The organism is Streptomyces sp. CoH27 (genome assembly GCF_020181035.1).
GTDB lineage: Bacteria > Actinomycetota > Actinomycetes > Streptomycetales > Streptomycetaceae > Streptomyces > Streptomyces camelliae.
In genome coordinates this window covers 329822-356815 of sequence record NZ_JAIQYY010000006.1, presented here as the reverse complement: position 1 = coordinate 356815, position 26994 = coordinate 329822, and the positions used below count along the sequence as shown (strand labels likewise).

Below are 26994 nucleotides of genomic sequence, written 5' to 3'. Positions count from 1 at the left end.
GAGTAGGGCCCGGATAAGGAAATGGACTCTGGGCCTACGGCTCGGCCCTCGGTGATGGGCCAGGGTGAGAGGGTCTGCCGCTCACAGATTGAGAGACCCTCATCCATGTCCTGGCTGTCGAGATTCAGCCTGCGCCAACGGGCCCTGACAGGCCTGATGTCGCTCATCGCGCTCGTCTTCGGGCTGATCGCGATACCCCAGATCAAGCAGCAGCTGCTGCCCACCATCAACCTGCCCATGGTCTCGGTGATCGCGCCGTACCAGGGCGCCTCGCCCGACGTGGTCGAGAAGCAGATCGTCGAGCCGATCGAGAACAACCTCCAGGGCGTCTCCGGCGTCAAGTCGGTGACCTCGACCGCGAGCGAGGGCAACGCCGTGATCATGGCGTCCTTCGACTACGGCAACGACACCAAGCAGCTCGTCTCCGACGTCCAGCAGGCCGTCAACCGGGCCCGTAACCAGCTCCCGTCCGGCGTCGACCCGCAGGTGATCTCCGGCTCGACCGACGACATGCCGACCGTGGTCCTCGCCGCCAGCTCCGACAAGGACCAGCAGGCCCTCGCCGACCAGCTCGACAAGACCGTCGTACCGGCTCTGAAGGACATCTCCGGCGTCGGCCGCGTCCAGGTCACCGGCGTGCGCGACGTCCAGGTCACGGTGACCCCGGACGACGCGAAGCTCGCCGGGGCCGGGCTCACCCCCGCCGCCCTCGGCCAGGCCCTCCAGGCGGGCGGTGTGACCGTCCCGGCCGGCTCCTTCGACGAGAACGGCGCCAACCACCCGGTCCAGGTCGGCGGCGGATTCACTTCGCTGGAGCAGATCCAGGACCTGATGGTCACCGGCCCGAGCGGGGGCAAGCCCGTACGCCTCGGTGACGTGGCCTCCGTGAAGGAGGAGCCGGCCCCGGCCGACTCCCTCACCCGCACCGACGGCAGGCCCAGCCTCGCCGTCAACGTGACCATGGACCACGACGGCAGCGCGGTCACCATCTCCGGCGCGGTCAAGGACAAGCTGCCCGGCCTGCGTGAGCAGCTCGGCTCCGGCGCCAGGCTCACGGTCGTCAGCGACCAGGGCCCGGCCGTGTCGAAGTCCATCAAGGGCCTGACGACGGAGGGCGCGCTCGGCCTGCTCTTCGCGGTCCTGGTCATCCTGGTCTTCCTGGCGTCGATCCGCTCGACGCTGGTGACGGCGGTGTCCATCCCGCTGTCCGTCGTCCTCGCCCTGATCGTGCTGTGGACGCGCGGCCTGTCCCTGAACATGCTCACGCTGGGCGCGCTGACCATCGCCATCGGCCGGGTCGTGGACGACTCGATCGTGGTCCTGGAGAACATCAAGCGGCACCTCGGCTACGGCGAGGAGCGGCAGACGGCGATCATCACCGCCGTGCGCGAGGTGGCCGGCGCGGTCACCTCCTCCACCCTCACCACGGTCGCCGTGTTCCTGCCGATCGGCCTGGTCGGCGGCATGGTGGGCGCCCTGTTCGGCTCGTTCAGCATCACCGTGACGGCGGCCCTGCTGGCCTCCCTGCTGGTGTCGCTGACGGTCGTCCCGGTCCTGTCGTTCTGGTTCCTGCGCGCACCCAAGGGCACCCCGGACGACGCGGCGGAGGCCCGCCGCCGGGCCGAGGAGAAGGAGGCGAACAGCCGCCTCCAGCGCGCCTACGTCCCCGTCCTGCGCTTCGCCACGCGCCGCCGCCTGACCAGTGTCCTGATCGCGATCGTGGTCCTGGTGGTCACGTTCGGCATGGGCGGCCTGCTGAAGACCAACTTCTTCGACCAGGGCGCGCAGGAGGTCCTCACCGTCAAGCAGGAGCTGAAGCCCGGCACCAGCCTCGCGGCCACGGACGCGCAGGCGAAGAAGGTCGAGCGGCTCATCGCCTCCACCAAGGGCGTCAAGGACTACCAGGTCACCGTCGGCTCCTCCGGCTTCATGGCGGCCTTCGGCGGCGGCACGGACACCAACCAGGCCTCGTACCAGGTCATGCTGACGGACTCGAAGTCGTACGACGACGTCCAGAAGCACCTGGAGGACGGCCTGAAGAAGCTCCAGGGCATCGGTACGACCACCGTGTCGGCCGGTGACGGCTTCGGCAACCAGGACCTGAGCGTCGTGGTGAAGGCCGCCGACCCGCAGGCCCTGCGTACGGCAGCCGAGCAGGTCCGCTCCACGGTCGCAGGCCTGAGCAACGTCACCGACGTCACCAGCGACCTCGCCACGAGCGTGCCGCGGATCTCGGTCAAGGCGGGCGCCAAGGCGGCCGCCGCGGGCCTCGACGACCAGAAGCTCGGCGCGCTGGTCGCCGAGGCGGTGCGCGGTACGACGGCGGCGAAGGCGACCCTCGACGACACCGAGCGCGATGTCGTGGTGCGGTCGGCCGAGCCCGCCACCACCCTGGACCAGCTGAAGAACCTGCGCGTCGGCCCGGCCAAGCTCGGTGACATCGCCACGGTGCAGCTGGTGGACGGCCCGGTGTCGCTGACCCGGATCGACGGGCAGCGCGCCGCGACGATCACGGCCAAGCCGACCGGTGACAACACCGGTGCGATCAGCACCAAGCTCCAGTCGAAGATCAAGGCGCTGAAGCTCCCCGCGGGCGCGACGGCTCAGATCGGCGGCGTGACGTCGGACCAGAGCGACGCGTTCAAGAACCTGGGCCTGGCGATGCTGGCGGCGATCGCGATCGTCTTCATGCTCCTGGTGGCGACCTTCCGCTCCCTCGCCCAGCCGCTGATCCTGCTGGTCTCCATCCCCTTCGCGGCGACGGGCGCGATCGGCCTGCTGGTCGCCACCGGCACCCCGATGGGCGTCCCGGCGATGATCGGCATGCTGATGCTGATCGGCATCGTGGTGACCAACGCGATCGTGCTGATCGACCTGATCAACCAGTACCGCGGGCAGGGCTACGGTGTGGTCGAGGCCGTGATCGAGGGCGGCCGCCACCGGCTCCGCCCGATCCTGATGACGGCCCTGGCGACGATCTTCGCCCTGCTGCCGATGGCCCTGGGCGTCACGGGCGAGGGCGGCTTCATCGCCCAGCCCCTGGCGGTGGTCGTCATCGGCGGCCTGATCACCTCCACCCTGCTGACCCTGCTCCTCGTCCCGACGCTCTACGCCATGCTGGAGCTCCGCAAGGAGCGCCGGGCGAAGAAGAGGGCGGCGAAGAGGGGCGCACCGGCCCAGACCGAGTCCGCCTCGGATGAAACGGAGCCGGTCGGAGTGTAGGAGCCAGGTATGCCTCGGCCGGGCCCGCGTGACAGCGCAGGCCCGGCCGAGGCATGTCAGGACCGGTCTCCCTGGGGAGAAGTGAGCGGTCAGAGGAAGTCCGTGGTCTCCAGCTCGAATGCGAAGGGTTCGGGAAGGGGGAGGGGTTTCCCGAAGGCGACCATGCACGACTGGCTGTAGTCGTCCTTCCCCGGATCGCTGAACAAGGTGAGCGTGTCGGCCCCGCGGTCGACGAGCAGATAGAGCGGGATGCCGCCGCGGGCGTAAGCGCGGCGCTTGCTGTCCCGATCGGTCCTCGGCTTCGAGGACGTCACCTCCAGCACCATGGCGACCCCCTCGCAGGGCATCCAGGGGTCGGCGCCCTTGAAGAGCCGCAGTTCCCTGGGCGCGAACGTGCCGTCGGGAATCGAGTGGTCTTTCGGGTGGCTGCCCAAGCTCTCCAGCTTCAGGCCCTTGTTGCCGGAGAACTGCATCCGGGTCCGGGACCGTGCGTACACCTGGCACACAATCAGCTCGATGTAGTCCTCGTGATCCCCGTCCGGCGGCGGTGTCACAACGATCTCCCCCTCGATCAGTTCGGCCCGGAAGCCCTCCGGGGTGTCCAGGGCGAGGAACCCGTCCAGCAGGAGTTCCTGGGTGATCGGTTCGTGCGCCATCGCGGTCATGTCCCGCCCCTCCTTCGGTCGCTCGCCAGACTGGGACATCGCAAGATCACCTGTCCATGAGATCGGGAACCGTTCCCCCGATCGTGGCACGAAAGGGGCGCCTCCCGACACCGGGAAGCGCCCCTGCCCCACGTACAGCCGAAGATGCCTACGGCAGTGCCAGCATCCGCTCCAGCGCCAGCTTGGCGAAGGCCTCCGTCTCCTTGTCGACCTCGATCCGGTTGACCAGGGTGCCCTCGGCCAGGGACTCCAGGGTCCAGACCAGGTGGGGCAGGTCGATGCGGTTCATGGTCGAGCAGAAGCAGACCGTCTTGTCGAGGAAGACGATCTCCTTGCCCTCGGGAGCGAAACGGTTCGCCAGGCGGCGGACCAGGTTCAGCTCGGTGCCGATGGCCCACTTGGAACCGGCCGGAGCCGCCTCCAGGGCCTTGATGATGTACTCCGTCGAGCCGACGTAGTCCGCCGCGGCCACGACCTCGTGCTTGCACTCCGGGTGGACGAGGACGTTCACGTCGGGGATCCGGGCGCGGACGTCGTTCACCGAGTCGAGGCTGAAGCGGCCGTGGACCGAGCAGTGGCCGCGCCACAGGATCATCTTCGCGGCCCGCAGCTCGTCCGCCGTCAGACCGCCGTTCGGCTTGTGCGGGTTGTAGACCACGCAGTCGTCCAGGGACATCCCCATGTCCCGGACGGCGGTGTTGCGGCCGAGGTGCTGGTCCGGCAGGAAGAGCACCTTCTCGCCCTGCTCGAAGGCCCAGTCGAGCGCGCGCTTGGCGTTGGACGAGGTGCAGATGGTGCCGCCGTGCTTGCCGGTGAACGCCTTGATGTCGGCCGAGGAGTTCATGTACGAGACCGGCACCACCTGCTCGGCCACGCCCGCCTCGGTCAGCACGTCCCAGCACTCCGCGACCTGCTCGGCCGTCGCCATGTCGGCCATGGAGCAGCCGGCGGCGAGGTCGGGCAGGACGACCTTCTGGTCGTCGGAGGTGAGGATGTCGGCCGACTCGGCCATGAAGTGCACACCGCAGAAGACGATGTACTCGGCCTCCGGGCGCGCGGCCGCGTCCCGGGCCAGCTTGAAGGAGTCGCCCGTGACATCGGCGAACTGGATGACCTCGTCGCGCTGGTAGTGGTGGCCGAGCACGAAGACCTTGTCGCCGAGCTTCTCCTTGGCCGCGCGGGCGCGCATCACCAGGTCGGGGTCGGACGGCGAAGGCAGGTCACCGGGACACTCGACGCCCCGCTCGCTCTTCGGGTCGGCCTCACGGCCGAGCAGCAGCAGGGCGAGCGGAGTCGGCTGCACGTCGAGCTCCGGGGTCTGGGCGGTGGTCACGACACGCACCCTTTCTACTTTTCGTCTAACTGACGCTATCTATCATATCCGCTTCACGTCACTTTGACGATGGCCATAACGTCGATGTGACATGAATCCCCCTGAGGCGTTTTCCGCTCCGGAGACCATGTGCGAGCATGAAGAAGGAGCCGAAAGACAGGCGCCGGCCCGGAATGAATCCGCGGCCTTGCCGGTTGCACTCGTCGGCAAGCAGTCTCCGTACAACCCGGGAGAGATGTAGATGTCCGTATCGGACGAGACCAAAACCGTCACCGACGGCATCATCCTGACCGACGCCGCCGCGGCCAAGGTCAAGGCCCTGCTCGACCAGGAAGGCCGCGACGACCTCGCGCTGCGCGTCGCCGTCCAGCCCGGCGGCTGCTCCGGCCTGCGTTACCAGCTCTTCTTCGACGAGCGCTCGCTCGACGGCGACGTGGAGAAGGACTTCGGCGGGGTCAAGGTCGTCACGGACCGCATGAGCGCTCCGTACCTGGGCGGCGCCACCGTCGACTTCGTGGACACCATCGAGAAGCAGGGCTTCACGATCGACAACCCGAACGCGACCGGCTCCTGCGCCTGCGGCGACTCCTTCAGCTGAGCCGACGGCCCTGACATAAAAGCCTGACGCACAAGGCGGCGGCCTCCCCCACGGGGGCCGCCGCCTTCGTCGTGTCTCGCCGCGGTCTTCGTCGTGTCTCGCCGTGTCAGCGTGTCAGCGCCGATGCGCCCGGATGCAGCGCCCCGGGCTTCCCCTGGGGGATCTTCTCCCCGTCCGCACCGACCACCGTCCGCCCATCCAGCGGCGCGTTCAGCTGAACGGTCCTCACATACTCCTTGGCGATCATCACGCAGACCTTGTCCGGCCACGGCCGCGCGGTGACGGTGACGGTCACCTTGTCGCCGCTCTCCTGCGCCGCCGCCGAGTAGTCGGCACACACCCCGCCGTAGAAGCTCACGGTCAGCTCCCGCCCGTCGGCCGTGTAGCCCTCGACCTTCACGCTGTGCGGCTTCGGCGCCGAGGTCGGCCCGCCGGAAGGAGCCGTCGCCGAGCCCACGTACGCGGGATCGACCGCCGGATACGTCACCGTGTACGCGCCGCCCGCCGCGTCCCTGCGCACCGAGAACAGCCAGGACGGCACCAGCGTCTGCCGCCCGGCGACGGAGTGCGCGGCCAGCCCGAACACCGCCTTGTCGACGGTGACCGCGTCCGCGCCGGCGTCCGCCCCCGTCCCGGGTCCGGGAGTGGACGCGCCGCAGGGCTGCTCGAACCGGTCCTTCACCGGCACCGGACGCGTGCAGCCGCCGATCCCCATCCGGTGGTCGCTCTTCGGCGCCGCGTTCATCAGCTTCAACGTCTTCGCCGCGCTCAGGACGGGGTACGTGGCCCCCTTCACCGGCGTCCCCAGCAGCCCGTGCCCGCCGACCACCTCACCCTGCCCGCTGACCGTCAGTCCGGTGGTCCAGCCGTACGTCGGCAGCCCGCCGACCACCGGCTCGGCGTTGACCACCCGCTGGACGCCCATGATCTGGCTCGCGTCGATCTTCGCGTCGTCCAGCCCGGCCGCCTTCAGTACCGGAGCCGCGGCTGCGGTCGCCCTGGACACGCTCACCGGGCTGCCCGACGGGCCCATCGGGTCGTGCGCGCACAGGACACCCTTCTTGCAGTTGTCGGTGCCCGGCGCGTACCGGCTGAAGGTCCAGCTGCCCGGGGCGTCCCGGTTCACCGTGAGGCTCGGGCCGGTACCGTCCTTGCCGCCGACCCGCCAGATCCGGCCCTCGGCCGCCGGCGTCCCGTCGACACCGAGCGCGCGGGCGAGGCGGGCCACCGCGTCCTTGCCGACCTCGCCCTGCGGCACGTACACCGGGGCGGAGCCGGGGCCGGCCGGCAGCTCGCCATGGGCGACGTACGTCGCGCCGTAGGGGGCGGAGGCGACACCGTCCAGGGCGAGCGGCGGGGGAGTGCCGTCCCTGCCGCTCGCGCCGGCTCCCTCCGTACGGCCGCCCGTGCCGGCGCTCGCCGCGAGAAGGGCGCCACCCCCGCCGACCAGCAGCACGGCGGCGGCCACGGAGACGACGGCGAACCGGGACCGACGCCACCCGACCCGCTCACCGTCGGCACCCCGCTCACCGTCGGCACCCTGCGCATCACGGTCGGCATCCTGCGCACTGTCCGCACCGTCCGCCGCTGCGGTCGCCGGCTCGCGGTCCTCGGGTCGTTCGGTGTTCACCGCATCGCTCCTCGCTGGTCGTATCCCGCCTCCCCCGCGTGGGGGACGGCGATGGGACGCGGGAGGGGAGCGCACGGTTCCCGGGACATGCGCCCCGCGCGTCAGTCGCCGTAGTCGGACATCGCGTCCAGCAGCCGCGCGGAGCGCACCGGCACGGTCACACCGTGGATCAGGGACGGCGGCACCGGCCGTGACTCGGCGTGCGCGGGAGCCGCCCAGTGCGGTGCCATCCGGGCGCAGTCGACGCGCAGCGCGGCGAGGTCGCCCTCCAGGTCGGCCGGGGCGGGGGAGTGGACCTTGAGGTTCGTCATGACGGCACCGTAAGCATGGTCGAGTGCGCGAAGAAAGATCTACTATCGGGTAGTTTTGCCACCTACAGCGCCGGCAGTCGAACCGGTAGCGTGAAGTGTCAATCCAGCCTCCCGCAGGAGTTTCCCCGTCGTGCGCATCGCAGTCACCGGCTCCATCGCCACTGACCACCTCATGACCTTCCCTGGCCGCTTCGCCGATCAGTTCGTCGCGGACCAGCTGCACACGGTTTCGCTCTCCTTCCTCGTCGACAACCTCGACGTGCGCCGCGGCGGCGTCGGCGCCAACATCGCCTTCGGCATGGGCCAGCTCGGCACGAAGCCGATCCTGGTCGGCGCCGCCGGCTTCGACTTCGACGAGTACCGCGCCTGGCTCGACCGCCACGGCGTGGACACCGAGTCGGTCCGGATCTCCGAGACCCTGCACACCGCCCGCTTCGTGTGCACCACCGACGCCGACCACAACCAGATCGGCTCCTTCTACACCGGCGCGATGAGCGAGGCCCGCCTCATCGAGCTGAAGACCGTCGCGGACCGCGTGGGCGGCCTCGACCTGGTCCTCATCGGCGCCGACGACCCGGAGGGCATGCTCCGCCACACGGAGGAGTGCCGCTCCCGGTCGATCCCCTTCGCCGCCGACTTCTCCCAGCAGATCGCCCGCATGGAGGGCGACGAGATCCGCGTGCTGATGGACGGGGCGACGTACCTGTTCTCCAACGAGTACGAGAAGGGCCTCATCGAGACCAAGACCGGCTGGAGCGACGCCGAGATCCTGGGCAAGGTCGGCCACCGCGTCACCACGCTCGGCTCGCGGGGCGTGCGCATCGAGCGGGCCGGCGACGACCCGATCGAGGTCGGCTGCCCCGACGAGGAGCGCAAGGCCGACCCCACGGGCGTCGGCGACGCCTTCCGCGCTGGCTTCCTGTCCGGACTGGCCTGGGGGGTCTCGCTGGAGCGTGCCGCTCAGGTGGGCTGCATGCTCGCCACGCTGGTCATCGAGACGGTGGGGACGCAGGAGTACCAGTTGCAGCGGGCGCACTTCATGGAGCGGTTCACCAAGGCGTACGGGGACGAGGCCGCGGCCGAGGTGCAGGCGCACCTGAGCTGACGCCGGGGCGACGGCCCCTCAGCTCACCCGGCGTACCAGGTACGCCGTACCCCGTTCCGCCGGCTCCTCTCCGACGTACTCCTGCCCCCGCATCTCGCACCACGCCGGGATGTCCAGGCGGGCGGCCTCGTCGTCGGAGAGGACCCGGACCGTGCCGCCCACCGGGACCTGGTCGAACACCTTGGCCAGTTCGATGACCGGGATGGGGCAGCGTCTGCCGAGGGAGTCCACGACGAGTTCCTCGGCGTGCACGGCCGTCTCGGGGGCCGGTGCGCCCAGCTTCTCCCTGACCCCCGCCACGGCCCCCGGCAGCACCGCCAGGAAGCGCTCCACGTCCTCCTCCGCCGTCCCCGCCGGCAGGGACACCCGCACGTTGCCCTCGCTCAGCACGCCCATCGCCTTCAGCACATGGCTGGGCGTCAGCGTGCTGCTCGTGCAGGACGAGCCGGACGAGACGGAGAAGCCCGCCTGGTCCAACTCGTGCAGCAGAGCCTCTCCGTCGACATAGAGACACGAGAAGGTGACGGTCCCGGGCAGCCGCCGCTCGGGGTCGCCCACCACCTCCACATCGGCCACCAGCTCCGGCACCCGTGCCCGGATCCGTGCCGTCAGCTCCCGCAGCCGTACCGCCTCCTGGGCCGCCTCGGCCCGTACCGCGCGCAGCGAGGCCACGGCCGCCACGATCGCCGGGATGTTCTCGAAGCCGGGCGCCCGCCCCGACTCCCGCTCGTCCACCGGCCCTTGAGCAGCGAACCGTACCCCCTTGCGCACGGCGAGCAGCCCCACCCCCGACGGCCCGCCCCACTTGTGCGCACTGGCCGTGAGCAGCGACCAGTCGCCCTCGACCGGCCCCCACCCCAGCGACTGTGCCGCGTCCACCAGCAGAGGCACCCCGGCCGCCCGGCACACCTCCGCCACCCCGGCCAGCGGCTGCACGGTCCCCACCTCGTGATTGGCCGACTGGAGCACGGCCAGCGCGGTGTCCTCCCGGAGCGCCGCCGCATAGCCCGACGGGTCCACGGCGCCCGCCCGGTTCACCGGCACCTGGGTGACCGTCCCGCCGTCGGACTCGTGCAGGTCGGCCGAATGGAGTACGGAGGAGTGTTCTACGGATGACACGATCAGGTGGCGTCCCACCCGCCGCCGCCCGGCCAACGCCCCCGCGACACCCATGTGTACGGCCCGTGTGCCGGACGAGGTGAACACCACCTCGTCGGCCCGGCACCCAACCGCCTCGGCGGCCGCCTCCCGGGCGGCGTCCAGCAGCATCCGGGCCTTACGGCCCTCCCGGTACAGCCGCGCAGGATCCGCCCATCCCTCATCCAGAGAGGCCAACAGAGCCTGACGGGCGACGGGGTGTAGAGGAGCACTGGAGGCAGCGTCAAAGTAGGCCATACGGCAACGTTAAGACCCCGGCGGAGGCAGCAAACCCACGGGCGCGGGGCTGTTTCGATCGCGGCTCCGCCGCGGGGCGCGACCAGCCACAACGGGCCCGCGGCCGCCAATCCAGCTAACCAGCCACTCCAGTAGGCCCCCCTCCCCGCGAACCCCCGGAGGGGGTGGGCTAGGGTTTGGTCCGCATAAACATCCAAACCCCTGCCCGACGCAGGGCGGCGACCGACCAGCGAGAAGGCCGCAGCCGACCGCGCGGGCGAGACTCTCGGGAAGGCGCTACGTGAGTCCCAACGGCTCCGACCGCTCGCCGCGGCGCCCGATGCGGCGGAAGCTGCTGCAGGCACTGACCGCGGGCCTGGTCCTGGCGACCGCAACCGGTTGCACATACAAGGACTTCCCCCGCCTTGGCATGCCCACCCCGACCACGGAAGAGGCTCCGCGGATCCTCTCCCTGTGGCAGGGCTCCTGGGCTGCCGCGCTCGCCGTCGGCGTGCTGGTGTGGGGCCTGATCCTGTGGAGTGCTTTCTTCCACCGGCGCAGCCGCACCAAGGTCGAGGTACCTCCGCAGACCCGGTACAACATGCCGATCGAGGCCCTGTACACGGTGGTCCCGATCATCATCATCTCGGTGCTCTTCTACTTCACGGCCCGGGACGAGTCGAAGCTTCTGGACCTCTCCAAGAAGCCCGACGTCACCATCAACGTGGTCGGCTACCAGTGGAGCTGGGGCTTCAACTACGTCGAGAACGTCCCCGGTGTCCCCGGCGACGCCAAGACCGACAAGAACCTGGACGCCATTCCGGACCGGTTCAAGAAGGACTTCCCGGCGAACGCCGGCGGTGTCTACGACGCCGGCACGCCCGCCACGCGGAACCCGCAGACAGGCAACCCCGGTCCGACGCTCTGGCTTCCCAAGGGCGAGACGGTCCGCTTCGTCCTCACCTCTCGTGACGTCATCCACTCCTTCTGGGTGGTGCCGTTCCTGATGAAGCAGGACGTCATCCCGGGCCACACCAACGCGTTCCAGGTGACCCCCAACCAGGAGGGCACCTTCCTCGGCAAGTGCGCCGAGCTCTGCGGCGTCGACCACTCCCGGATGCTGTTCAACGTGAAGGTCGTCTCCCCGGCGGCGTACGAGCAGCACCTCAAGGACCTCGCCAAGAAGGGGCAGACCGGTTACATTCCCGCCGGCATCGCGCAGACGAGCCACGAGAAGAACCGGGAGACGAACAACCTGTGAGCATCCTCAACGAACCCCAGGGTGCCGCGGCAGCTGAGGACTCGTACGAGAACGAGCTGCCGGTCAGGCGCAAGCAGCCCGGCAATGTCGTGGTGAAGTGGCTGACGACCACCGACCACAAGACCATCGGAACGCTGTATCTGACGACGTCGTTCGCGTTCTTCCTGATCGGCGGCGTGATGGCGCTCCTCATGCGCGCCGAGCTGGCCCGGCCGGGCCTGCAGATCATGTCGAACGAGCAGTTCAACCAGGCGTTCACGATGCACGGCACCGTGATGCTGCTGATGTTCGCGACGCCGCTGTTCGCCGGTTTCGCGAACTGGATCATGCCGCTGCAGATCGGCGCGCCCGACGTGGCGTTCCCGCGGCTGAACATGTTCGCCTACTGGCTGTACCTGTTCGGCTCGCTCATCGCGGTGGGCGGCTTCCTCACCCCGCAGGGCGCGGCCGACTTCGGCTGGTTCGCCTACTCCCCGCTGTCGGACGCGGTCCGCTCGCCGGGCGTCGGCGCCGACATGTGGATCATGGGTCTGGCCTTCTCCGGCTTCGGTACGATCCTCGGCTCGGTCAACTTCATCACCACGATCATCTGCATGCGCGCCCCGGGCATGACCATGTTCCGCATGCCGATCTTCGTGTGGAACGTGCTGCTGACCGGTGTCCTGGTCCTGCTCGCCTTCCCGGTGCTGGCCGCCGCGCTGTTCGCCCTGGAGGCGGACCGCAAGTTCGGTGCCCATGTGTTCGACGCGGCAAATGGCGGAGCCTTGCTATGGCAACACCTCTTCTGGTTCTTCGGACACCCAGAGGTGTACATCATCGCGCTGCCATTCTTCGGAATCATTTCCGAAGTGATCCCGGTGTTCTCCCGTAAGCCGATGTTCGGCTACATGGGTCTGATCGCCGCGACCATCTCGATCGCCGGTCTGTCCGTGACCGTGTGGGCCCACCACATGTACGTCACCGGCGGCGTGCTGCTGCCGTTCTTCTCCTTCATGACCTTCCTGATCGCCGTACCGACCGGTGTGAAGTTCTTCAACTGGATCGGCACGATGTGGAAGGGCTCGCTGTCCTTCGAGACGCCGATGCTCTGGGCGACCGGCTTCCTGATCACCTTCACGTTCGGTGGTCTGACCGGTGTCATCCTGGCCTCGCCCCCGATGGACTTCCACGTCTCCGACTCGTACTTCGTGGTGGCCCACTTCCACTACGTGGTCTTCGGTACGGTCGTCTTCGCGATGTTCTCCGGCTTCCACTTCTGGTGGCCGAAGATGACCGGCAAGATGCTGGACGAGCGGCTCGGCAAGATCACCTTCTGGACGCTGTTCATCGGCTTCCACGGCACCTTCCTGGTCCAGCACTGGCTGGGCGCCGAGGGCATGCCCCGTCGTTACGCCGACTACCTGGCGGCCGACGGCTTCACCGCCCTGAACACGGTCTCGACCATCAGCTCCTTCCTGCTCGGCCTGTCGATCCTGCCGTTCCTCTACAACGTGTGGAAGACGGCCAAGTACGGCAAGAAGGTCGAGGTCGACGACCCGTGGGGCTACGGCCGCTCGCTGGAGTGGGCGACCTCCTGCCCGCCGCCGCGGCACAACTTCCTCACCCTGCCGCGGATCCGCAGCGAATCCCCGGCGTTCGACCTGCACCACCCCGAGATCGCTGCGCTGGAGCAGCTTGAGCACGCCGGTCACGGCGCCATCGCGGGCAGCAAGGAGGCCGGCAAGTGAAGATCCAGGGCCGGATGTTCATCTGGCTGAGCGTCTTCATCCTCGTCATGGCGATCGTCTATGGCGTGTGGTCGAAGGAGCCGGCCGGTACCACCGCACTCTTCCTGGCCTTCGGCCTGAGCGTCATGATCGGCTTCTACCTGGGCTTCACCGCCCGGCGGGTCGACGCGGGCGCCCAGGACGACAAGGAGGCCGACGTCGCGGACGACGCGGGCGAGCTGGGCTTCTTCAGCCCGCACAGCTGGCAGCCGCTCATGCTGGGCTTCGGCGGTGCGATCGCCTTCCTCAGCATCGCGGTCGGCTGGTGGCTGATCTACTTCTCCGCGCCGTTCATCGTGATCGGCCTGTTCGGCTGGGTGTTCGAGTACTACCACGGTGAGAACCGCACCCAGTAGCACGTGAGAGCGCACCGGAAGCCCGGACACTCCGTCAGGAGAGTCCGGGCTTCCTGTTTTTCCGCAAGTGGCGCAGCGCCGTTCCCTCGTACGGGTTACGTGGCGCGCAAATGGGATCAACGCCTCATAGCGTGATCGTATGAACCACACTCCGCGGACCCGCACCGTCGTCAGCTGCACGCTGCTGCTGACCGTCCTCGGCACGGGCGTCACCGCCTGCGGTTCGGACGGCGGCAACCCCCTCGCGGCCAAGCCGTACGACGCGGCGGACCTGATCTCCTTCAACGCCCCCACCGGTGCGGGAAAGCAGGCCGACCCGGACAAGCCCCTGGAGATCACCGTGAACGACGGTGACGACCGGATCACCGACGTGACCGTCCAGGACGCCGCAGGGCGCTATGTGGCGGGCGAACTCGCCGCCGACGGCAGCCGCTGGCACAGCACCTCCCCGCTGGCCGCCAACGCCCGTTACACGGTCACGGTGAGCACCGAGGACGGCGACGGCGCGCCCGGCCGCAAGGTCCTCACGTTCGAGACCGGCAAGCCCACCGCCCAGAAGCGGCTGAACATCACGCTCGGCCCGAACTCGGGCCAGTACGGGGTCGGACAGCCCATCACCGCCGAGCTCGACCAGGCGGTCAAGGACAAGGCGCAGCGCGCCGTCGTGGAGCGCGCCCTCAGGGTGGACTCCACGCCGGCCGTGCAGGGCTCCTGGTACTGGGTGAGCGACAAGGAACTCCACTACCGGCCCAAGGAGTACTGGCCCGTCCACGCCACCGTCTCGGTGCACAGCAACCTCGACGGCATCAAGATCGGCGACCGGCTGTGGGGTGGCGCCTCCAAGCCGCTGAAGCTCACCATCGGCGACCGGATCGAGGCCGTCACGGACGCCGCCGCGCACCGGATGACGGTCTACAGGAACGGCCAGGCGATCAACCAGATCCCGGTCACCACCGGCAGGCCCGGATGGGAGACCCGCAACGGGGTCAAGGTCATCATGGACAAGCAGTACTTCGTACGGATGCGCGGCACCACGGTCGGCATCGCCGAGGGCACCTCGGACTCCTACGACCTGTCGGTCTACTACGCCATCCGGGAGACCTGGTCCGGCGAATACGTCCACGCCGCGCCCTGGTCCGTGGGCTCCCAGGGCTATGCGAACGTCAGCCATGGCTGCATCGGCATGAGCACGGCGAACGCCGAGTGGCTTTTCAACACCGTCCGTCTGGGCGACATCGTCAAGGTCGTCAACTCGGGCGGCCGGCAGATGGAGCCCTTCGGCAACGGCTTCGGCGACTGGAACGTCGACTGGAAGAAGTGGGGCACCGGCAGCGCCCTGACCAAGGCCACCCCGGACGGCCAGGCGCCCGGACACGCGGTATACCTTCAGCCGACGGCGCTGTGAGGCGCCCCGAGCTCCTACGCGCTCAACAACCGCTTGTGCCGCAGCAGGGAAGCGAGCGAGGCGGCGAACTCGACAGGGTCCACCGGAAGGGTCACCGCGGCATCGGCCCGGCTCCACGTGGCCAGCCACGCGTCCTGAGGCCGGCCCATGAGCAGCAGCACCGGCGGGCAGTTGAACACCTCGTCCTTGATCTGCCGGCACACCCCCATGCCCCCCATCGGCACGGCCTCACCGTCGAGCACACAGACGTCGATCCCGCCCTTGTCCAGCTCACGCAGCACGGCGCCGGGCGTCGCACACTCCACGAACTCGACGAAGGGGACGTCAGGAGCCGGCCTGCGGCCAGCGGCCATCCGTACCTGCTCGCGGGTGTTGGAGTCGTCGCTGTAGACCAGCACGGTGGCGGTCGGCTGCATGGTTCCTCCGGGACGTCAGCGTCGTACGGACGGGACGGACAGGGCCGTTCGGCCGGATGTTACTCCCGTCGAAGTCCCCATGAACACCACGTCAACACTGGTTCGGCGGGCAGCAACACTCCGAACGGCACCCCCCGGAGTGAGGGCGGGATAAGCGACCGACATAATGTCGGTCGTGGCGACAGCAACGACAGTAGAAACCGGGCACGCGCACCCGTCGGTCAATCGACCGAACCTCACCAGCGTCGGAACCATCATCTGGCTGAGTTCCGAGCTGATGTTCTTCGCGGCCCTCTTCGCGATGTACTTCACCCTGCGATCGGTGACGGGTCCGGCGCACTGGAAGCACATGGCCGACGCGCTCAATGTGCCCTTCTCGGCGACGAACACCACGATCCTGGTGCTCTCCTCGCTCACCTGCCAGCTCGGCGTGTTCGCGGCCGAGCGCGGTGACGTGAAGAAGCTCCGGATGTGGTTCATCGTCACCTTCATCATGGGTGCGATCTTCATCGGCGGTCAGATCTACGAGTACACGAGCCTGGTGAAGGACGAGGGCATCTCGCTGTCCTCGGACCCGTACGGCTCGGTGTTCTACCTGACCACCGGCTTCCACGGCCTGCACGTGACGGGCGGGCTCATCGCCTTCCTGCTGGTCCTCGGCCGCACCTACATGGCCAAGAGGTTCACTCACGAGCAGGCGACCGCCGCCATCGTCGTGTCCTACTACTGGCACTTCGTCGACGTGGTCTGGATCGGCCTCTTCGCCACGATCTACCTGATCAAGTAGCGGGACCGGCTCCCGCACATCCAGAAGCATCGACGCAGAAGATCCTGACACCGGGGTAATCCGTGAAAAAGCTCTCCGCACGACGACGCCATCCGCTGGCGGCGGTCGTCGTCCTACTCCTCGCGCTGGCGGCCACTGGGGGGCTGTACGCCGCGTTCGCACCCGCGGGCAAGGCGCAGGCCGATGAAACCTCCCAGTCCCTGACCATCAAGGAGGGCAAGAAGCTCTACGAGGTCGGCTGCGCCAGCTGCCACGGCACCGGTGGCCAGGGCTCCTCCGACGGGCCGAGCCTGGTCGGCGTGGGCGCCGCGGCCGTCGACTTCCAGGTCGGCACGGGCCGTATGCCGGCCGCCACCTCACAGGGCGCCCAGGTCCCGCGCAAGAAGGTCATCTACAACCAGACGCAGATCGACCAGCTCGCCGCGTTCGTCGCCTCGCTGGGCGCCGGCCCGAACGTGCCCACCAGCGATCAGTACGGCCCGGCCGGCGCGGACATCGCCAAGGGTGGCGAGCTGTTCCGCACCAACTGCGCGCAGTGCCACAACTTCACCGGCAAGGGCGGTGCCCTGACGAAGGGCAAGTTCGCGCCGAGCCTGGAGGGTGTCGCTCCGAAGCACATCTACGAGGCCATGCAGACGGGCCCGCAGAACATGCCGTCCTTCCCGGACACCACGCTGTCCTCGAAGAACAAGAAGGACATCATCGCGTACCTGAACGCGGTCAACGGCGACAAGACGGAGAACCCGGGCGGTCTGGATCTGGGCGGCATCGGGCCGGTCAGTGAGGGTCTGTTCGCCTGGATCTTCGGCCTCGGCGCGCTGATCGCGGTCGCCGTCTGGGTCGCCGCTCGGACCGCAAAGGCCAAGAAGTCATGAGTAGCCAAGACATTCCAGAAGAGAACCTGCCCGCTGAGCAGGAGCACGCGCACGGCGCCGTGAGCGTGGCGGACGAGAAGAACCCGTTCGCCGACCCGGGCCTGCCCCCGCACGAGCACCGTATCCAGGACATCGACGAGCGGGCCGCCAAGCGGTCCGAGCGCGTCGTCGCCCTGCTGTTCACGGTGTCGATGCTGGCCACCGTCGGCTTCATCGCCGCCTACCTGGCGATCCCGCACGACAAGTCGATCTTCGTCTTCCCGATCGGGCACATCAGCGCGCTGAACTTCGCGCTGGGTCTGACCCTCGGCACGGCGCTGTTCTGCATCGGCGCGGGCGCGGTCCACTGGGCCCGCACCCTGATGTCCGACGTGGAGATGGCCGACGAGCGGCACGCGATCGAGGCCTCGCCGGAGCTCAAGGCGAAGGTCATGGACGACTTCCGCCAGGGTGCCGAGGAGTCCGGTCTCGGCCGGCGCAAGCTGATCCGCAACACGATGTTCGGCGCGCTGACCCTGATGCCGCTCTCCGCGGTCTTCCTGCTCGGCGGTCTCGGCCCGGCGCCGAAGTCCAAGCTGCGGCACACCCTGTGGGCCAACGGCAAGCGCCTGGTCAACATGAACACGAACCAGCCGCTGCGTCCCGAGGACGTCGCCGTCGGCTCCCTCACCTTCGCCAAGCCGGACGGCCTGGAGGAGACCAACGAGGACTTCCAGAACGAGATCGCCAAGGCCGCCCTGATGATCGTCCGGCTCCAGCCCGACAACATCAAGGACAAGCGCGAGCTCGACTGGTCGCACCAGGGCATCGTCGCCTTCTCGAAGATCTGCACCCACGTCGGCTGCCCGATCTCGCTCTACGAGCAGCAGACGCACCACGTGCTGTGCCCGTGCCACCAGTCCACCTTCGACCTCTCCGACGGTGCCCGAGTGATCTTCGGTCCCGCCGGCCACGCCCTGCCGCAGCTGCGCATCGGCGTGGACAGTGACGGTTACCTCCAGGCGCTCGGCGACTTCGAGGAGCCCGTCGGTCCTGCATTCTGGGAGCGCGGATGAGCACTAACGCGAACGACAACTCCCGCTCTCGCGGGAACGCCCCGGCCGGCGAGCGCGTCGCCGACTGGGTCGACGGCCGCCTGGGGATCTACTCCCTGGCCAAGAGCAACATGCGCAAGATCTTCCCCGACCACTGGTCGTTCATGTTGGGCGAAGTGTGCATGTACAGCTTCATCATCATCATCCTGACGGGTGTCTATCTGACGCTGTTCTTCCACCCGTCGATGAACGAGGTCGTGTACCACGGCTCGTATGTCCCGCTCCAGGGACAGCTGATGTCCGAGGCGTTCAACTCGACCGTGCACATCTCCTTCGACGTGCGTGGTGGTCTGCTCATCCGGCAGATCCACCACTGGGCCGCGCTGATCTTCCTCGCGGGCATGTTCGTGCACATGATGCGCGTGTTCTTCACCGGCGCGTTCCGCAAGCCGCGTGAGATCAACTGGCTGTTCGGCTTCCTGCTGTTCGTCCTCGGCATGTTCACCGGCTTCACCGGTTACTCGCTCCCGGACGACCTGCTCTCCGGCACCGGTGTGCGCTTCACCGAGGGCGCGATCCTGTCGATGCCGATCGTCGGCACGTACATCTCGATGTTCCTCTTCGGCGGCGAGTTCCCCGGCCATGACTTCGTCGCCCGGTTCTACTCGATCCACATCCTGCTGCTGCCGGGCATCATGCTCGGCCTGATGGTGGCGCACCTGATCCTGGTCTTCTACCACAAGCACACGCAGTTCGCGGGTCCCGGGAAGAGCGAGAAGAACGTCGTCGGCATGCCGCTGCTGCCGGTGTACATGGCCAAGGCCGGAGGCTTCTTCTTCCTGGTCTTCGGTGTCATCGCGGTCATCGCGGCGGTCGCTCAGATCAACCCGATCTGGGCCATGGGCCCCTACCGTCCGGACCAGGTGTCCACCGGCGCCCAGCCCGACTGGTACATGGGCTTCGCCGAGGGTCTGATCCGCTTCATGCCGGGCTGGGAGATCAACATCTGGGGCCACACGCTCGTCCTGGGCGTGTTCATCCCGCTGGTGATCTTCGGTGTGGTCCTGGCGGCGATGGCGGTCTACCCGTTCATCGAGTCCTGGGTCACGGGCGACAAGAGCGAGCACCACATCCTGGACCGCCCGCGCAACGCCCCGACCCGTACCGGCCTCGGTGTCGCCTGGGTGACGATGTACATGATCACTCTGGTCGGCGGTGGCAACGACCTGTGGGCCACCCACTTCCACCTGTCGATCAACGACGTCACCTGGTTCGTCCGCATCGGCTTCTTCGTCGGCCCGGTCATCGCGTTCATCGTCACCAAGCGGATCTGCCTGGGTCTGCAGCGCCGTGACCGCGAGAAGGTGCTGCACGGTCGCGAGACCGGCATCATCAAGCGCCTGCCGCACGGTGAGTTCATCGAGGTGCACGAGCCGCTCAGCCAGGAGCAGCTGCACACCCTCACGGCTCACCACCAGTACGAGCCGGCCCAGGTCGGCCCGGCGGTCGACGAGAACGGTGTCGAGCGCAAGATTCCGGCCTCGGAGAAGCTGCGGGTGAAGCTGTCCAGCGCCTACTACGGCGAGGACAGCCAGATCCCGAAGGCCACCGTCGAGGAATACAAGGAGATCACGAGCGGCCACGGCCACCACTGATCCACGCGTCGCCACGCCACGCTGAAGGGCCCCGTCCGTACCCCAAGCTCAACAGAGCAGGGGGTACCCCCACCGGACGGGGCCCTTCGCCATGTCCGGGGCCGATAGGCTGGGGAACAACCATTGGTTTTGCAGGTACGACACCCCAGGAGCGGCTATGAGCGCTGTGACCCCCGCTGGAGGCGACACCGCGGCGGGCCGCTCCTGGCCCGCCCTGCTGAACGGCCTGCTCGGCGGCCAGGACCTGTCCGCCGACGACACCGCGTGGGCGATGGACCGGATCATGCGCGGAGAGGCGACCGACGCGCAGATCGCCGGGTTCGCGGTGGCGCTGCGGGCCAAGGGCCAGACGGTCGAGGAGATCACCGGTCTGGTCCGCACGATGTACGAGCACGCGAACGTGATCGAGGTGCCGGGCCGCACCGTCGACATCGTCGGCACCGGCGGTGACGGGGCGAAGACGGTGAACATCTCCACGATGTCCTCGCTGGTCGTCGCCGGTACGGGCGCCAAGGTGGTCAAGCACGGCAACCGCGCCGCCTCCTCCGCCTCCGGAGCCTCCGACGTCCTGGAGAAGCTGGGCGTCAACCTCGACCTCACGCCCCGGCGGGTGGCCGAGGTCGCCGACGAGGCCGGCATCACCTTCTGCTTCGCGGTGAAGTTCCACCCGGCGCTGCGTCATGTGGGCGCCGCCCGCGGCCAGTTGGGCATCCGGACGGTGTTCAACCTGCTCGGTCCGCTGACCAACCCGGCGAAGGTGCGTTCCCAGGCGGTCGGCGTGGCCGTCGCGCGGGAGGCGCCGATCGTCGCGGGCGTGCTCGCGGAGCGCGGCAACTCCGCGCTGGTCTTCCGCGGCGACGACGGCCTGGACGAGCTGACGACCACGGCCACGTCCCATGTCTGGGTCGTCAGGGACGGCAAGGTCACCGAGGAGGTCTTCGACCCGCGCGAGGCGGGCATCGACCTCGTCCCCCTGGAGGCCCTGCGCGGCGGCGACCCGGCCCACAACGCGGAGGTGGCCCGCCGCCTCCTCGACGGCGAGCGGGGCCCGGTCCGGGACGCCGTGCTGCTGAACTCGGCGGCGGCCCTGGTCGCCCTGAACCCGGCGGACGCCTCGCTGACCGAACAGATCCGGGCCGGCATGGCCCAGGCCGCCGAGTCGATCGACTCGGGTGCGGCGAGGCAGGCGCTGGAGCGGTGGGTGGCCGCCACGAATCGCTAGCCGGCCACCCATGGGTGACGGCGAGTCCGGCACCGCCGGACCGCGCCGTCGTGGCTGATCGCCGTCGCTGCGGAGAATCGTGCCCGGCATACGGACACGACTTGCGTGACGGTGATCAGCTCGGCTAGCTTCCTGACCAGGTCATGAGTGACAGCCTTCAGGCCCCGGCCGGCTGTCCGGCAACCCTCCGTCCGTGGCGGGGTGCCCCGGGTGAAGACCAGGTCGTAGGCAGAGAGGTCTACGGCAAGCGCGGACCCCTCGATCAGCCAGGGGTCCTGGTCGTCGAGGAGCCTTCCGTGAGCAAGCGAATGCGATAGGGCCGCAGAGCCCCGCCTCCGCACCCCTTTTCTCTTCTTTCCGTACGCCTTCTCGCCGTACGTTCTCACGGGAGTTCCCCATGTCTGTCTTCACCGCTGCCGCCGACCAGTCCGTCTGCTCCCCGCTGCCCGTTCTGGGCCGGGATGTCACCGTCCCGCTCGTCACCGGTGGCGAGGTCACCTACGCGGCCCTCGACTACGCGGCCAGCGCCCCCGCCCTGCAGCGCGTCTGGGACGACGTCGCCGCCTACGCGCCGTACTACGGCAGCGTCCACCGCGGTGCCGGCTACCTCTCGCAGCTCTCCACCGACCTGTTCGAGAACGCCCGCCGGACGGTCGCCGAGTTCCTCGGCTGCTGCGCCGACGACCAGGTGGTCTTCACCCGCTCCACGACCGACTCCCTGAACCTGCTGGCCCGGGCGATCCCGGCCGACTGCGAGGTCTTCGTCTTCGAGACCGAGCACCACGCCTCCCTGCTGCCCTGGCAGGACGCGAAGGTCACGTACCTCGATGCCCCGCGCACCCCGCGGCAGGCCGTGGAGACCCTGGAGCGGGCCCTGGCCGACCGCGACCCCTACGGCCCGGCCCTGGTGTGCGTCACCGGCGCCTCCAATGTCACCGGAGAGCTGTGGCCGGTGCGCGAGCTGGCCGCCGCCGCGCACGCCCACGGCGCCCGGATCGTCCTGGACGCCGCCCAGCTCGCCCCGCACCACCCGGTGGACGTCCGCGACCTGGACGTCGACTGGGTCGCCTTCTCCGGGCACAAGCTGTACGCCCCCTTCGGCTCCGGTGTCCTCGCGGGCCGCGCCGACTGGCTGCGCGCGGCCGAGCCGTACCTCGCGGGCGGCGGCGCCAGCCGCAAGGTGACCCGGCGCCCCGACGGGGGAGTGGCCGTGGAGTGGCACGAGAGCGCCGCCCGGCACGAGGCGGGCTCGCCGAACGTCATCGGCGCCTACTCCATCGCGTCGGCCTGCAAGGCGCTCACCGAGGCCGGCTGGGAGACCCTGGTCGCCCGCGAGCAGTACCTGATCGGCAAGGTCCGGGCGGGTCTGGCCGAGGTCCCGCAGGTGAAGGTGCTGTCGCTGTTCGGGGACGACGCCCCGCGCGTCGGCGTGATCTCCTTCGTGGTGGAGGGCTGGAACAGCTCCCACTTCGCCGCCGCGCTCTCCGCCGAGTACGGCATCGGCGTCCGCGACGGCCTCTTCTGCGCCCACCCCCTGGTCCGCACCCTGCTCGGCAGCGACCCGCAGACCCAGGGCGAGTGCGGCGCCCCCGAGGCGGCGCCGGGGGAGAAGTCCCTCAACGCCATCCGCGTGAGCTTCGGCGCCGGCACCCCCGACGAGCACGTGGACCGCTTCGTGACGGCGGTGCGGGAACTGGTGACCGAGGGCGCCCGGTGGACGTACCGCACGGAGGACGGCCGCTGCGTCCCGGCGGTGTGAGGGACTGAACCCCCGTTCGAGGCGGCTTTCAGTCGATCAGGAGTCCAGCCCGATCGCGAAGGCCGCCTCAAGGTCGTGCTGCGAGTACGTCCGGAACGCCACATGCGTGTCCGTGGCCTCCACGCCGGGGATCTTGCTGATCCGGCCGGGGATGACGTCCGCCAGGTCCTCATGCCGGCGCACCCGGACCATTGCGATCAGGTCATAGGTGCCCGTGACGGAGAAAACCTCGCTCACCGACTCCAGCGAAGCGATCTGCTCCGCGATCTCGGGGATCCGGTCCACGCTGGTCTTGATGAGGACGATCGCGGTGATCACGGCTGGTTCTCTCCCTCGGGTGCCGGAGCTGCGGTGCACTTCACTCTAGTCCCACGTCCGTAACGCACCCACGCGTAGAGGAACCCCAGCCCGAACCCCACCAGATGCGCCAGATACGCCACCCCGGGCCCGTCGGAGGCCTGCTCGGCCGCCGCCCACTGCACCGCCGCCCAGAACGGCAGCACGACCCATGCGGGGAACCGCAGCGGCAGGAAGAGCAGGAACGGCAGAAGGCTGGTCACCCGGGCCCGGGGGAAGAGATACAGAAAGGCACCGAGGACCGCCGAGATCGCCCCGGAGGCACCCACCAGCGACTGCTCGGAGCCGGCGTTGGCGACCGCGTACCCCAGCAGGGCCAGGTAGCCGCAGCCGGCGTAGAAGAGCGTGAACTCGACGCGGCCCATGCGTTCCTCGGTCATCGCCCCGAAGACGAAGAGGAAGAGCATGTTGCCGAGCAGATGGACCCAGCTGCCGTGCACGAACAGGGCCGTGGCGGGTGTGAGGGCCTCGCGGGCCGGCCCGTGGAACAGCTCGGCCGGCACCACGCCCCAGTGCCGGAAGTAGGCCCGCTGCGCGGCCGCGAGGGCGTCCCCGGAGCCGTAGGCCGGGGTGAGTCCGGAGGCCGGGCCGAGGACGAAGAGCAGACAGCACAGGGCGATGAGGCCGTAGGTGAGGGGCGCCGAGGTGCTCCGCACCGCTCTGAGGGTCCGGCCGGCCGCAGTGCTCCACTCGCTGATCATGAATACAGAGCATGACGTAACGGGACGCATGCCAACAGACCGCCTCGCCGTCATGGACGGACGGGCGGCGAGTACCCGCCAGGCCGTAGGGTTACGAGCCACACGCGTCGGCCGACGGCGCGGACAGAGACGAGAAGGAAGCGGACTGCCACGATGACGGTTCCCCTGCCGACCGCGACCACCCGGTGGCGCTGCACCCTGTGCGGCAACCTGACCCGGTTCGACGTGACCCGTTCGTCGAAGGTCGTCGAGTACGTCCACCTCGATCTGGCCGGAGAGCCCACCGTGGAGGAGCGCGAGGTGGTCAGTGAGACCATCGAATCGGTGCGCTGCCGCTGGTGCAACGCGGTGGACCAGGTGGAACTCGTGGACAGGCCGGGCGCCGACTCCTGAGCGGAGCGGTCCCGAAGAAGTGGACTAGTGGGGTGTGACGGATGGTGGAGACCGCAGGCGGGGGGCCGGGCGACGGCACCGCTGAGGTGCTTGACCGTCCGCTGCCCGACGGCGTGCGCCGCCGGGTCGTGCAGATCGTCTCGGACGGCTTCGGCGGGCTCACCGTGTCCGAACTGCCCGCCCAACTGCGGCAGTACGCCCGGTTCACCCCCAGTCGCCGGGCGAAGTTCGCCGGGAACGCGATGGCGGCGGCGCTGGAGACCGATCCGCTGTTCCGGCAGCGGATCGGGGAGAAGCTCAGAGAGGCGCAGCCGGAACTGACCGGCGCCCTCGACTCCGGTTCCCCGCCCCCGGCCGCGGACCCGCTCGACGTGGCGGCCGCGGCCTACGTACTGCGCCCGGCGGGCTGGGTGAAGCTGGTCGCCGCGGCCGGCGAGGAGGCCCAGCGCGCGGACGCCGAGCGGGCCGACGAGGAGAGCCGGGCCGAGCTGGAGCGGCTGCGCGCCGAGCTGGCCCAGGCCCGCGAGCACACCCGCGCCGAGACCGAACGGCTGCGCGCGGAGCTGGAGTCGGCACGCAGGGAAGCGGAATCGCTTCACCGTAAGCTCCGTGCCGCCCTCAGCGACGTCAAGCGGGGTGAGGCCGCGCTGCGCAAGGCCCAGGGCGAGATGGACGCCGTACGGGCCGAGGCGCAGGCGCAGGTGTCGTCCGCCGAGAGCGAGTCCCGCCGGCTCAAGTCCCGGCTCGGTGAGGCCGAGGCGGCGCTGGAGGCCACCCGCCGCGCCGCGCGCGAGGGCCGCAGCGTGGAGGACATGCGGGTACGGCTGCTGCTGGACACCCTGCTGGACGCCACCCAGGGCCTCCGGCGCGAGCTGGCCCTGCCGCCGGTGTCCGTGCGGCCGGCGGAGACCGTGGACGCCGTCGAGCCGGGCCGGATGACCCCGAAGGACATCGCGGCGCGCGCCCTGTCCGAGCACGATCCGGCCATCCTCGACCAGCTGCTCGCGCTGCCGCAGGCGCATCTGGTGGTCGACGGCTACAACGTCACCAAGACCGGCTATCCGCAGATGCCGCTGGAGAAGCAGCGCCTGAGGCTGCTCGGCCAGCTCTCGGCGCTCGCCGCGCAGACCGGCGCCGAGGTGACGTGTGTCTTCGACGGCGCCGAACTGGCCGCGCCGGTGCTGCTCGCGCCGCCGCGCGGGGTGCGGGTGCTGTTCTCCAAGCCGGGCGTGACGGCCGACGAGCTGATCCGCCAGCTGGTGCGCGCGGAGCCGCCGGGCCGTCCGGTCATCGTCGCCTCCACCGATCGTGAGGTGGCCGACGGGGTCGCCAGGGCGGGTGCCCGTCCCGTCGCCTCTGCGGTGCTTCTCAAGCGACTGTCCTGAAGGCCCAACGGGCATATGCAATGCCCGAATTGGCCGTATCGTCACGCAACGTAGTGTCGATCGCGCATCACAGCATGTGAGTTCTGTGCAAAGAATGCATTGCGTGATGGGATTTTCTGCTGAGAGGATTTGAACTGATCACAACTGGGTCACTAAGGTCTGGGCTCGAACCTCCGAACGGGTGATCAGTCACTCACTCACACGAAGGAGTTCGTCCCTCGTGGCGTCCCACCGTCGACCCAAGCAGCAGAGTCGCGCCCGCGTGACCGTGCTGACCACCGCAGCAGCCGCCGCCGTCGTGCTGAGCGCGAACGCCGCCAACGCCGCGCCGAGCGAGAAGCTCAGCAAGGACCAGGTCAAGGCCAAGGTCGACGACCTCTACCAGCAGGCCGAGCAGGCCACCGAGAAGTTCGACGGGGCGCAGGCCAAGCAGCAGAAGCTGCAGAAGGAAATCTCCACCATCCAGGACAACGTCGCCCGAGGCCAGCAGGACCTCAACAAGCTGCGCGACAGCCTGGGTTCGCTGGCCACCTCGCAGTACCGCTCGGGCGGCATCGACCCCTCGGTCCAGCTCTTCCTGTCCTCCAACCCGAACGACTTCCTCGACAAGGCCTCCACGCTCGACCAGCTGAGCGCCCAGCAGGTCGACGCGCTGAAGAAGATCCAGGACAAACAGCGCGAACTGGCCCAGGAGCGCGCCGAGGCCCAGGCGAAGCTCAAGGACCTCTCCGCCACGCGCGCCCAGCTGGCGCAGAACAAGAAGGACGTCCAGGGCAAGCTCGCCGACGCGCAGAAGCTGCTCAACACCCTGACCGCCAAGGAGAAGGCGGACCTGGCCGCCCAGCAGGCGCGCGCCGACCGCTCCTCCAGCTCGCGCGTCGACCTCGGCAACAGCACCCCCGCCTCCGGCCGCGCCGGTGCCGCCTTCGCCGCCGCCCAGAGCGTGATCGGCTCGCCGTACGTGTACGGCGCCTCCGGCCCCTCCTCCTTCGACTGCTCGGGCCTGACCTCCTGGGCCTACGCCCAGGCCGGTGTCTCCATCCCGCGCACCTCGCAGGAACAGGCGACCATCGGCACCCGGATCAGCTCCATCAACGACCTCCAGGTCGGCGACCTGGTCTTCTTCTACGGCGACATCCACCACGTCGGCCTCTACGCCGGCAACGGCCAGGTGCTGCACGCCCCGCACACCGGCGCCGTGGTCCGCTACGAAGCCATCTCCGACATGCCGTTCCAGTTCGGCGTCCGGGTCTGACCCCACCGGCAGGACCCCCGCGGACCACGCGCGAAACGCGGACACGGGGCGCCCGAACGGGCGAATCCCGGGAACCGGAACTGACGCCACGCCCCGCCGATGACCTGCGTCAGCGGCGGGGCGTCACTG

The 26994-nt window shown here is 69.1% G+C and carries 24 protein-coding genes and 1 riboswitch; of the genes, 16 read left to right on the top strand and 8 right to left on the bottom strand.

What is annotated here, in order from left to right; all coding sequences use genetic code 11:
• Positions 1-105: 105 nt before the first annotated feature.
• The gene (locus LE548_RS12285) at positions 106-3222 is read left to right on the top strand and encodes an efflux RND transporter permease subunit (protein ID WP_225096796.1); all 3117 of its coding nucleotides are present in this window, start codon (positions 106-108) and stop codon (positions 3220-3222) included.
• 89 nt (positions 3223-3311) lie between these two features.
• Here LE548_RS12285 and LE548_RS12280 read toward each other — a convergent pair whose 3' ends face one another.
• The gene (locus tag LE548_RS12280; RefSeq protein ID WP_225096795.1) at positions 3312-3887 is read right to left on the bottom strand and encodes a Uma2 family endonuclease; all 576 of its coding nucleotides are present in this window, start codon (positions 3885-3887) and stop codon (positions 3312-3314) included.
• Between the two features lie 148 nt (positions 3888-4035).
• Positions 4036-5220, bottom strand: a complete 1185-nt coding sequence (gene nadA / locus LE548_RS12275) for a quinolinate synthase NadA (protein ID WP_225096794.1) — start codon at positions 5218-5220, stop codon at positions 4036-4038.
• Positions 5221-5461: 241 nt separating this feature from the next.
• Here nadA and LE548_RS12270 point away from each other — a divergent pair, with 241 nt between their 5' ends.
• The gene (locus LE548_RS12270; protein ID WP_225096793.1) at positions 5462-5818 is read left to right on the top strand and encodes an iron-sulfur cluster assembly accessory protein; all 357 of its coding nucleotides are present in this window, start codon (positions 5462-5464) and stop codon (positions 5816-5818) included.
• A 106-nt stretch (positions 5819-5924) separates the two neighbouring features.
• Here the strand turns inward: LE548_RS12270 and LE548_RS12265 are convergent, their stop codons facing one another.
• Together LE548_RS12265 and LE548_RS12260 are read right to left on the bottom strand one after the other, a co-directional pair.
• Complete coding sequence (locus tag LE548_RS12265; RefSeq protein ID WP_225096792.1) at positions 5925-7448, bottom strand: hypothetical protein; 1524 nt, start codon at positions 7446-7448, stop codon at positions 5925-5927.
• Positions 7449-7549: 101 nt separating this feature from the next.
• A complete protein-coding gene (locus tag LE548_RS12260) occupies positions 7550-7759 on the bottom strand; it encodes a hypothetical protein (protein ID WP_225096791.1) in 210 nt (69 codons plus the stop codon).
• Positions 7760-7889: 130 nt separating this feature from the next.
• Between LE548_RS12260 and LE548_RS12255 the strand changes: the two genes are divergently transcribed.
• On the top strand, positions 7890-8864 hold the full coding sequence (locus LE548_RS12255) for a carbohydrate kinase family protein (RefSeq protein WP_225096790.1): 975 nt from the start codon (positions 7890-7892) through the stop codon (positions 8862-8864).
• 18 nt (positions 8865-8882) lie between these two features.
• Here the strand turns inward: LE548_RS12255 and LE548_RS12250 are convergent, their stop codons facing one another.
• The gene (locus LE548_RS12250) at positions 8883-10259 is read right to left on the bottom strand and encodes a cysteine desulfurase/sulfurtransferase TusA family protein (RefSeq protein WP_225096789.1); all 1377 of its coding nucleotides are present in this window, start codon (positions 10257-10259) and stop codon (positions 8883-8885) included.
• A gap of 280 nt (positions 10260-10539) precedes the next feature.
• Here LE548_RS12250 and coxB point away from each other — a divergent pair, with 280 nt between their 5' ends.
• The 4 genes from coxB to LE548_RS12230 all read left to right on the top strand — a co-directional run bounded on the left by coxB (position 10540) and on the right by LE548_RS12230 (position 15026).
• A complete protein-coding gene (gene coxB / locus LE548_RS12245) occupies positions 10540-11499 on the top strand; it encodes a cytochrome c oxidase subunit II (RefSeq protein ID WP_225096788.1) in 960 nt (319 codons plus the stop codon).
• A complete protein-coding gene (gene ctaD, locus LE548_RS12240) occupies positions 11496-13226 on the top strand; it encodes a cytochrome c oxidase subunit I (protein ID WP_225096787.1) in 1731 nt (576 codons plus the stop codon). Before coxB ends, ctaD begins: the two co-directional genes overlap by 4 nt.
• Positions 13223-13621, top strand: a complete 399-nt coding sequence (locus LE548_RS12235; protein WP_225096786.1) for a cytochrome c oxidase subunit 4 — start codon at positions 13223-13225, stop codon at positions 13619-13621. Before ctaD ends, LE548_RS12235 begins: the two co-directional genes overlap by 4 nt.
• 139 nt (positions 13622-13760) lie before the next feature.
• Complete coding sequence (locus LE548_RS12230; protein WP_225096785.1) at positions 13761-15026, top strand: Ig-like domain-containing protein; 1266 nt, start codon at positions 13761-13763, stop codon at positions 15024-15026.
• 14 nt (positions 15027-15040) lie between these two features.
• On the opposite strand, the gene LE548_RS12225 is transcribed toward LE548_RS12230, so the two are convergent.
• Positions 15041-15442 (bottom strand): hypothetical protein, encoded by a 402-nt coding sequence (locus LE548_RS12225; protein WP_225096784.1) that lies wholly within the window; start codon positions 15440-15442, stop codon positions 15041-15043.
• Positions 15443-15608: 166 nt separating this feature from the next.
• Between LE548_RS12225 and LE548_RS12220 the strand changes: the two genes are divergently transcribed.
• The 6 genes from LE548_RS12220 to LE548_RS12195 all read left to right on the top strand — a co-directional run bounded on the left by LE548_RS12220 (position 15609) and on the right by LE548_RS12195 (position 22774).
• On the top strand, positions 15609-16229 hold the full coding sequence (locus tag LE548_RS12220; RefSeq protein WP_225096783.1) for a heme-copper oxidase subunit III: 621 nt from the start codon (positions 15609-15611) through the stop codon (positions 16227-16229).
• Positions 16230-16291: 62 nt separating this feature from the next.
• Positions 16292-17104, top strand: a complete 813-nt coding sequence (locus tag LE548_RS12215; RefSeq protein WP_225096782.1) for a c-type cytochrome — start codon at positions 16292-16294, stop codon at positions 17102-17104.
• Positions 17101-18159, top strand: a complete 1059-nt coding sequence (locus LE548_RS12210; protein WP_225096781.1) for a ubiquinol-cytochrome c reductase iron-sulfur subunit — start codon at positions 17101-17103, stop codon at positions 18157-18159. The genes LE548_RS12215 and LE548_RS12210 overlap by 4 nt, the downstream gene beginning before the upstream one ends.
• The gene (locus LE548_RS12205) at positions 18156-19793 is read left to right on the top strand and encodes a cytochrome bc complex cytochrome b subunit (protein WP_225096780.1); all 1638 of its coding nucleotides are present in this window, start codon (positions 18156-18158) and stop codon (positions 19791-19793) included. Before LE548_RS12210 ends, LE548_RS12205 begins: the two co-directional genes overlap by 4 nt.
• Positions 19794-19950: 157 nt before the next feature.
• Complete coding sequence (gene trpD / locus LE548_RS12200) at positions 19951-21015, top strand: anthranilate phosphoribosyltransferase (protein WP_225096779.1); 1065 nt, start codon at positions 19951-19953, stop codon at positions 21013-21015.
• Positions 21016-21154: 139 nt separating this feature from the next.
• Positions 21155-21271: riboswitch (SAM riboswitch) on the top strand.
• Positions 21272-21412: 141 nt separating this feature from the next.
• Complete coding sequence (locus LE548_RS12195; protein ID WP_225096778.1) at positions 21413-22774, top strand: aminotransferase class V-fold PLP-dependent enzyme; 1362 nt, start codon at positions 21413-21415, stop codon at positions 22772-22774.
• 36 nt (positions 22775-22810) lie between these two features.
• Here the strand turns inward: LE548_RS12195 and LE548_RS12190 are convergent, their stop codons facing one another.
• Together LE548_RS12190 and LE548_RS12185 are read right to left on the bottom strand one after the other, a co-directional pair.
• Positions 22811-23092 (bottom strand): Lrp/AsnC family transcriptional regulator, encoded by a 282-nt coding sequence (locus tag LE548_RS12190; protein ID WP_225096777.1) that lies wholly within the window; start codon positions 23090-23092, stop codon positions 22811-22813.
• The gene (locus LE548_RS12185) at positions 23089-23832 is read right to left on the bottom strand and encodes a rhomboid family intramembrane serine protease (RefSeq protein ID WP_225096776.1); all 744 of its coding nucleotides are present in this window, start codon (positions 23830-23832) and stop codon (positions 23089-23091) included. The genes LE548_RS12190 and LE548_RS12185 overlap by 4 nt, the downstream gene beginning before the upstream one ends.
• A 153-nt stretch (positions 23833-23985) precedes the next feature.
• Between LE548_RS12185 and LE548_RS12180 the strand changes: the two genes are divergently transcribed.
• The 3 genes from LE548_RS12180 (at position 23986) to LE548_RS12170 (ending at position 26865) form a co-directional block, all read left to right on the top strand.
• Positions 23986-24225 carry a hypothetical protein gene (locus tag LE548_RS12180; protein WP_225096775.1) on the top strand — a complete coding sequence of 80 codons (240 nt, stop codon included), beginning with the start codon at positions 23986-23988 and terminating at the stop codon, positions 24223-24225.
• 41 nt (positions 24226-24266) lie between these two features.
• Positions 24267-25610 carry an NYN domain-containing protein gene (locus tag LE548_RS12175; protein ID WP_225096774.1) on the top strand — a complete coding sequence of 448 codons (1344 nt, stop codon included), beginning with the start codon at positions 24267-24269 and terminating at the stop codon, positions 25608-25610.
• Between the two features lie 220 nt (positions 25611-25830).
• Positions 25831-26865, top strand: a complete 1035-nt coding sequence (locus LE548_RS12170) for a C40 family peptidase (RefSeq protein ID WP_225096773.1) — start codon at positions 25831-25833, stop codon at positions 26863-26865.
• Positions 26866-26994 lie beyond the last annotated feature (129 nt).

What these genes read in the sequence shown, in the direction of transcription:
- LE548_RS12285 (WP_225096796.1), top strand. Translation starts at nt 106, where the DNA reads ATGTCCTGGCTGTCGAGATTCAGCCTGCGCCAACGGGCCCTGACAGGC.
- LE548_RS12280 (WP_225096795.1), bottom strand. Translation starts at nt 3,887, where the DNA reads ATGACCGCGATGGCGCACGAACCGATCACCCAGGAACTCCTGCTGGAC.
- LE548_RS12270 (WP_225096793.1), top strand. Translation starts at nt 5,462, where the DNA reads ATGTCCGTATCGGACGAGACCAAAACCGTCACCGACGGCATCATCCTG.
- LE548_RS12260 (WP_225096791.1), bottom strand. Translation starts at nt 7,759, where the DNA reads ATGACGAACCTCAAGGTCCACTCCCCCGCCCCGGCCGACCTGGAGGGC.
- LE548_RS12250 (WP_225096789.1), bottom strand. Translation starts at nt 10,259, where the DNA reads ATGGCCTACTTTGACGCTGCCTCCAGTGCTCCTCTACACCCCGTCGCC.
- LE548_RS12230 (WP_225096785.1), top strand. Translation starts at nt 13,761, where the DNA reads ATGAACCACACTCCGCGGACCCGCACCGTCGTCAGCTGCACGCTGCTG.
- LE548_RS12225 (WP_225096784.1), bottom strand. Translation starts at nt 15,442, where the DNA reads ATGCAGCCGACCGCCACCGTGCTGGTCTACAGCGACGACTCCAACACC.
- LE548_RS12220 (WP_225096783.1), top strand. Translation starts at nt 15,609, where the DNA reads ATGTCGGTCGTGGCGACAGCAACGACAGTAGAAACCGGGCACGCGCAC.
- LE548_RS12210 (WP_225096781.1), top strand. Translation starts at nt 17,101, where the DNA reads ATGAGTAGCCAAGACATTCCAGAAGAGAACCTGCCCGCTGAGCAGGAG.
- LE548_RS12205 (WP_225096780.1), top strand. Translation starts at nt 18,156, where the DNA reads ATGAGCACTAACGCGAACGACAACTCCCGCTCTCGCGGGAACGCCCCG.
- trpD (WP_225096779.1), top strand. Translation starts at nt 19,951, where the DNA reads ATGAGCGCTGTGACCCCCGCTGGAGGCGACACCGCGGCGGGCCGCTCC.
- LE548_RS12195 (WP_225096778.1), top strand. Translation starts at nt 21,413, where the DNA reads ATGTCTGTCTTCACCGCTGCCGCCGACCAGTCCGTCTGCTCCCCGCTG.
- LE548_RS12185 (WP_225096776.1), bottom strand. Translation starts at nt 23,832, where the DNA reads ATGATCAGCGAGTGGAGCACTGCGGCCGGCCGGACCCTCAGAGCGGTG.
- LE548_RS12180 (WP_225096775.1), top strand. Translation starts at nt 23,986, where the DNA reads ATGACGGTTCCCCTGCCGACCGCGACCACCCGGTGGCGCTGCACCCTG.
- LE548_RS12175 (WP_225096774.1), top strand. Translation starts at nt 24,267, where the DNA reads ATGGTGGAGACCGCAGGCGGGGGGCCGGGCGACGGCACCGCTGAGGTG.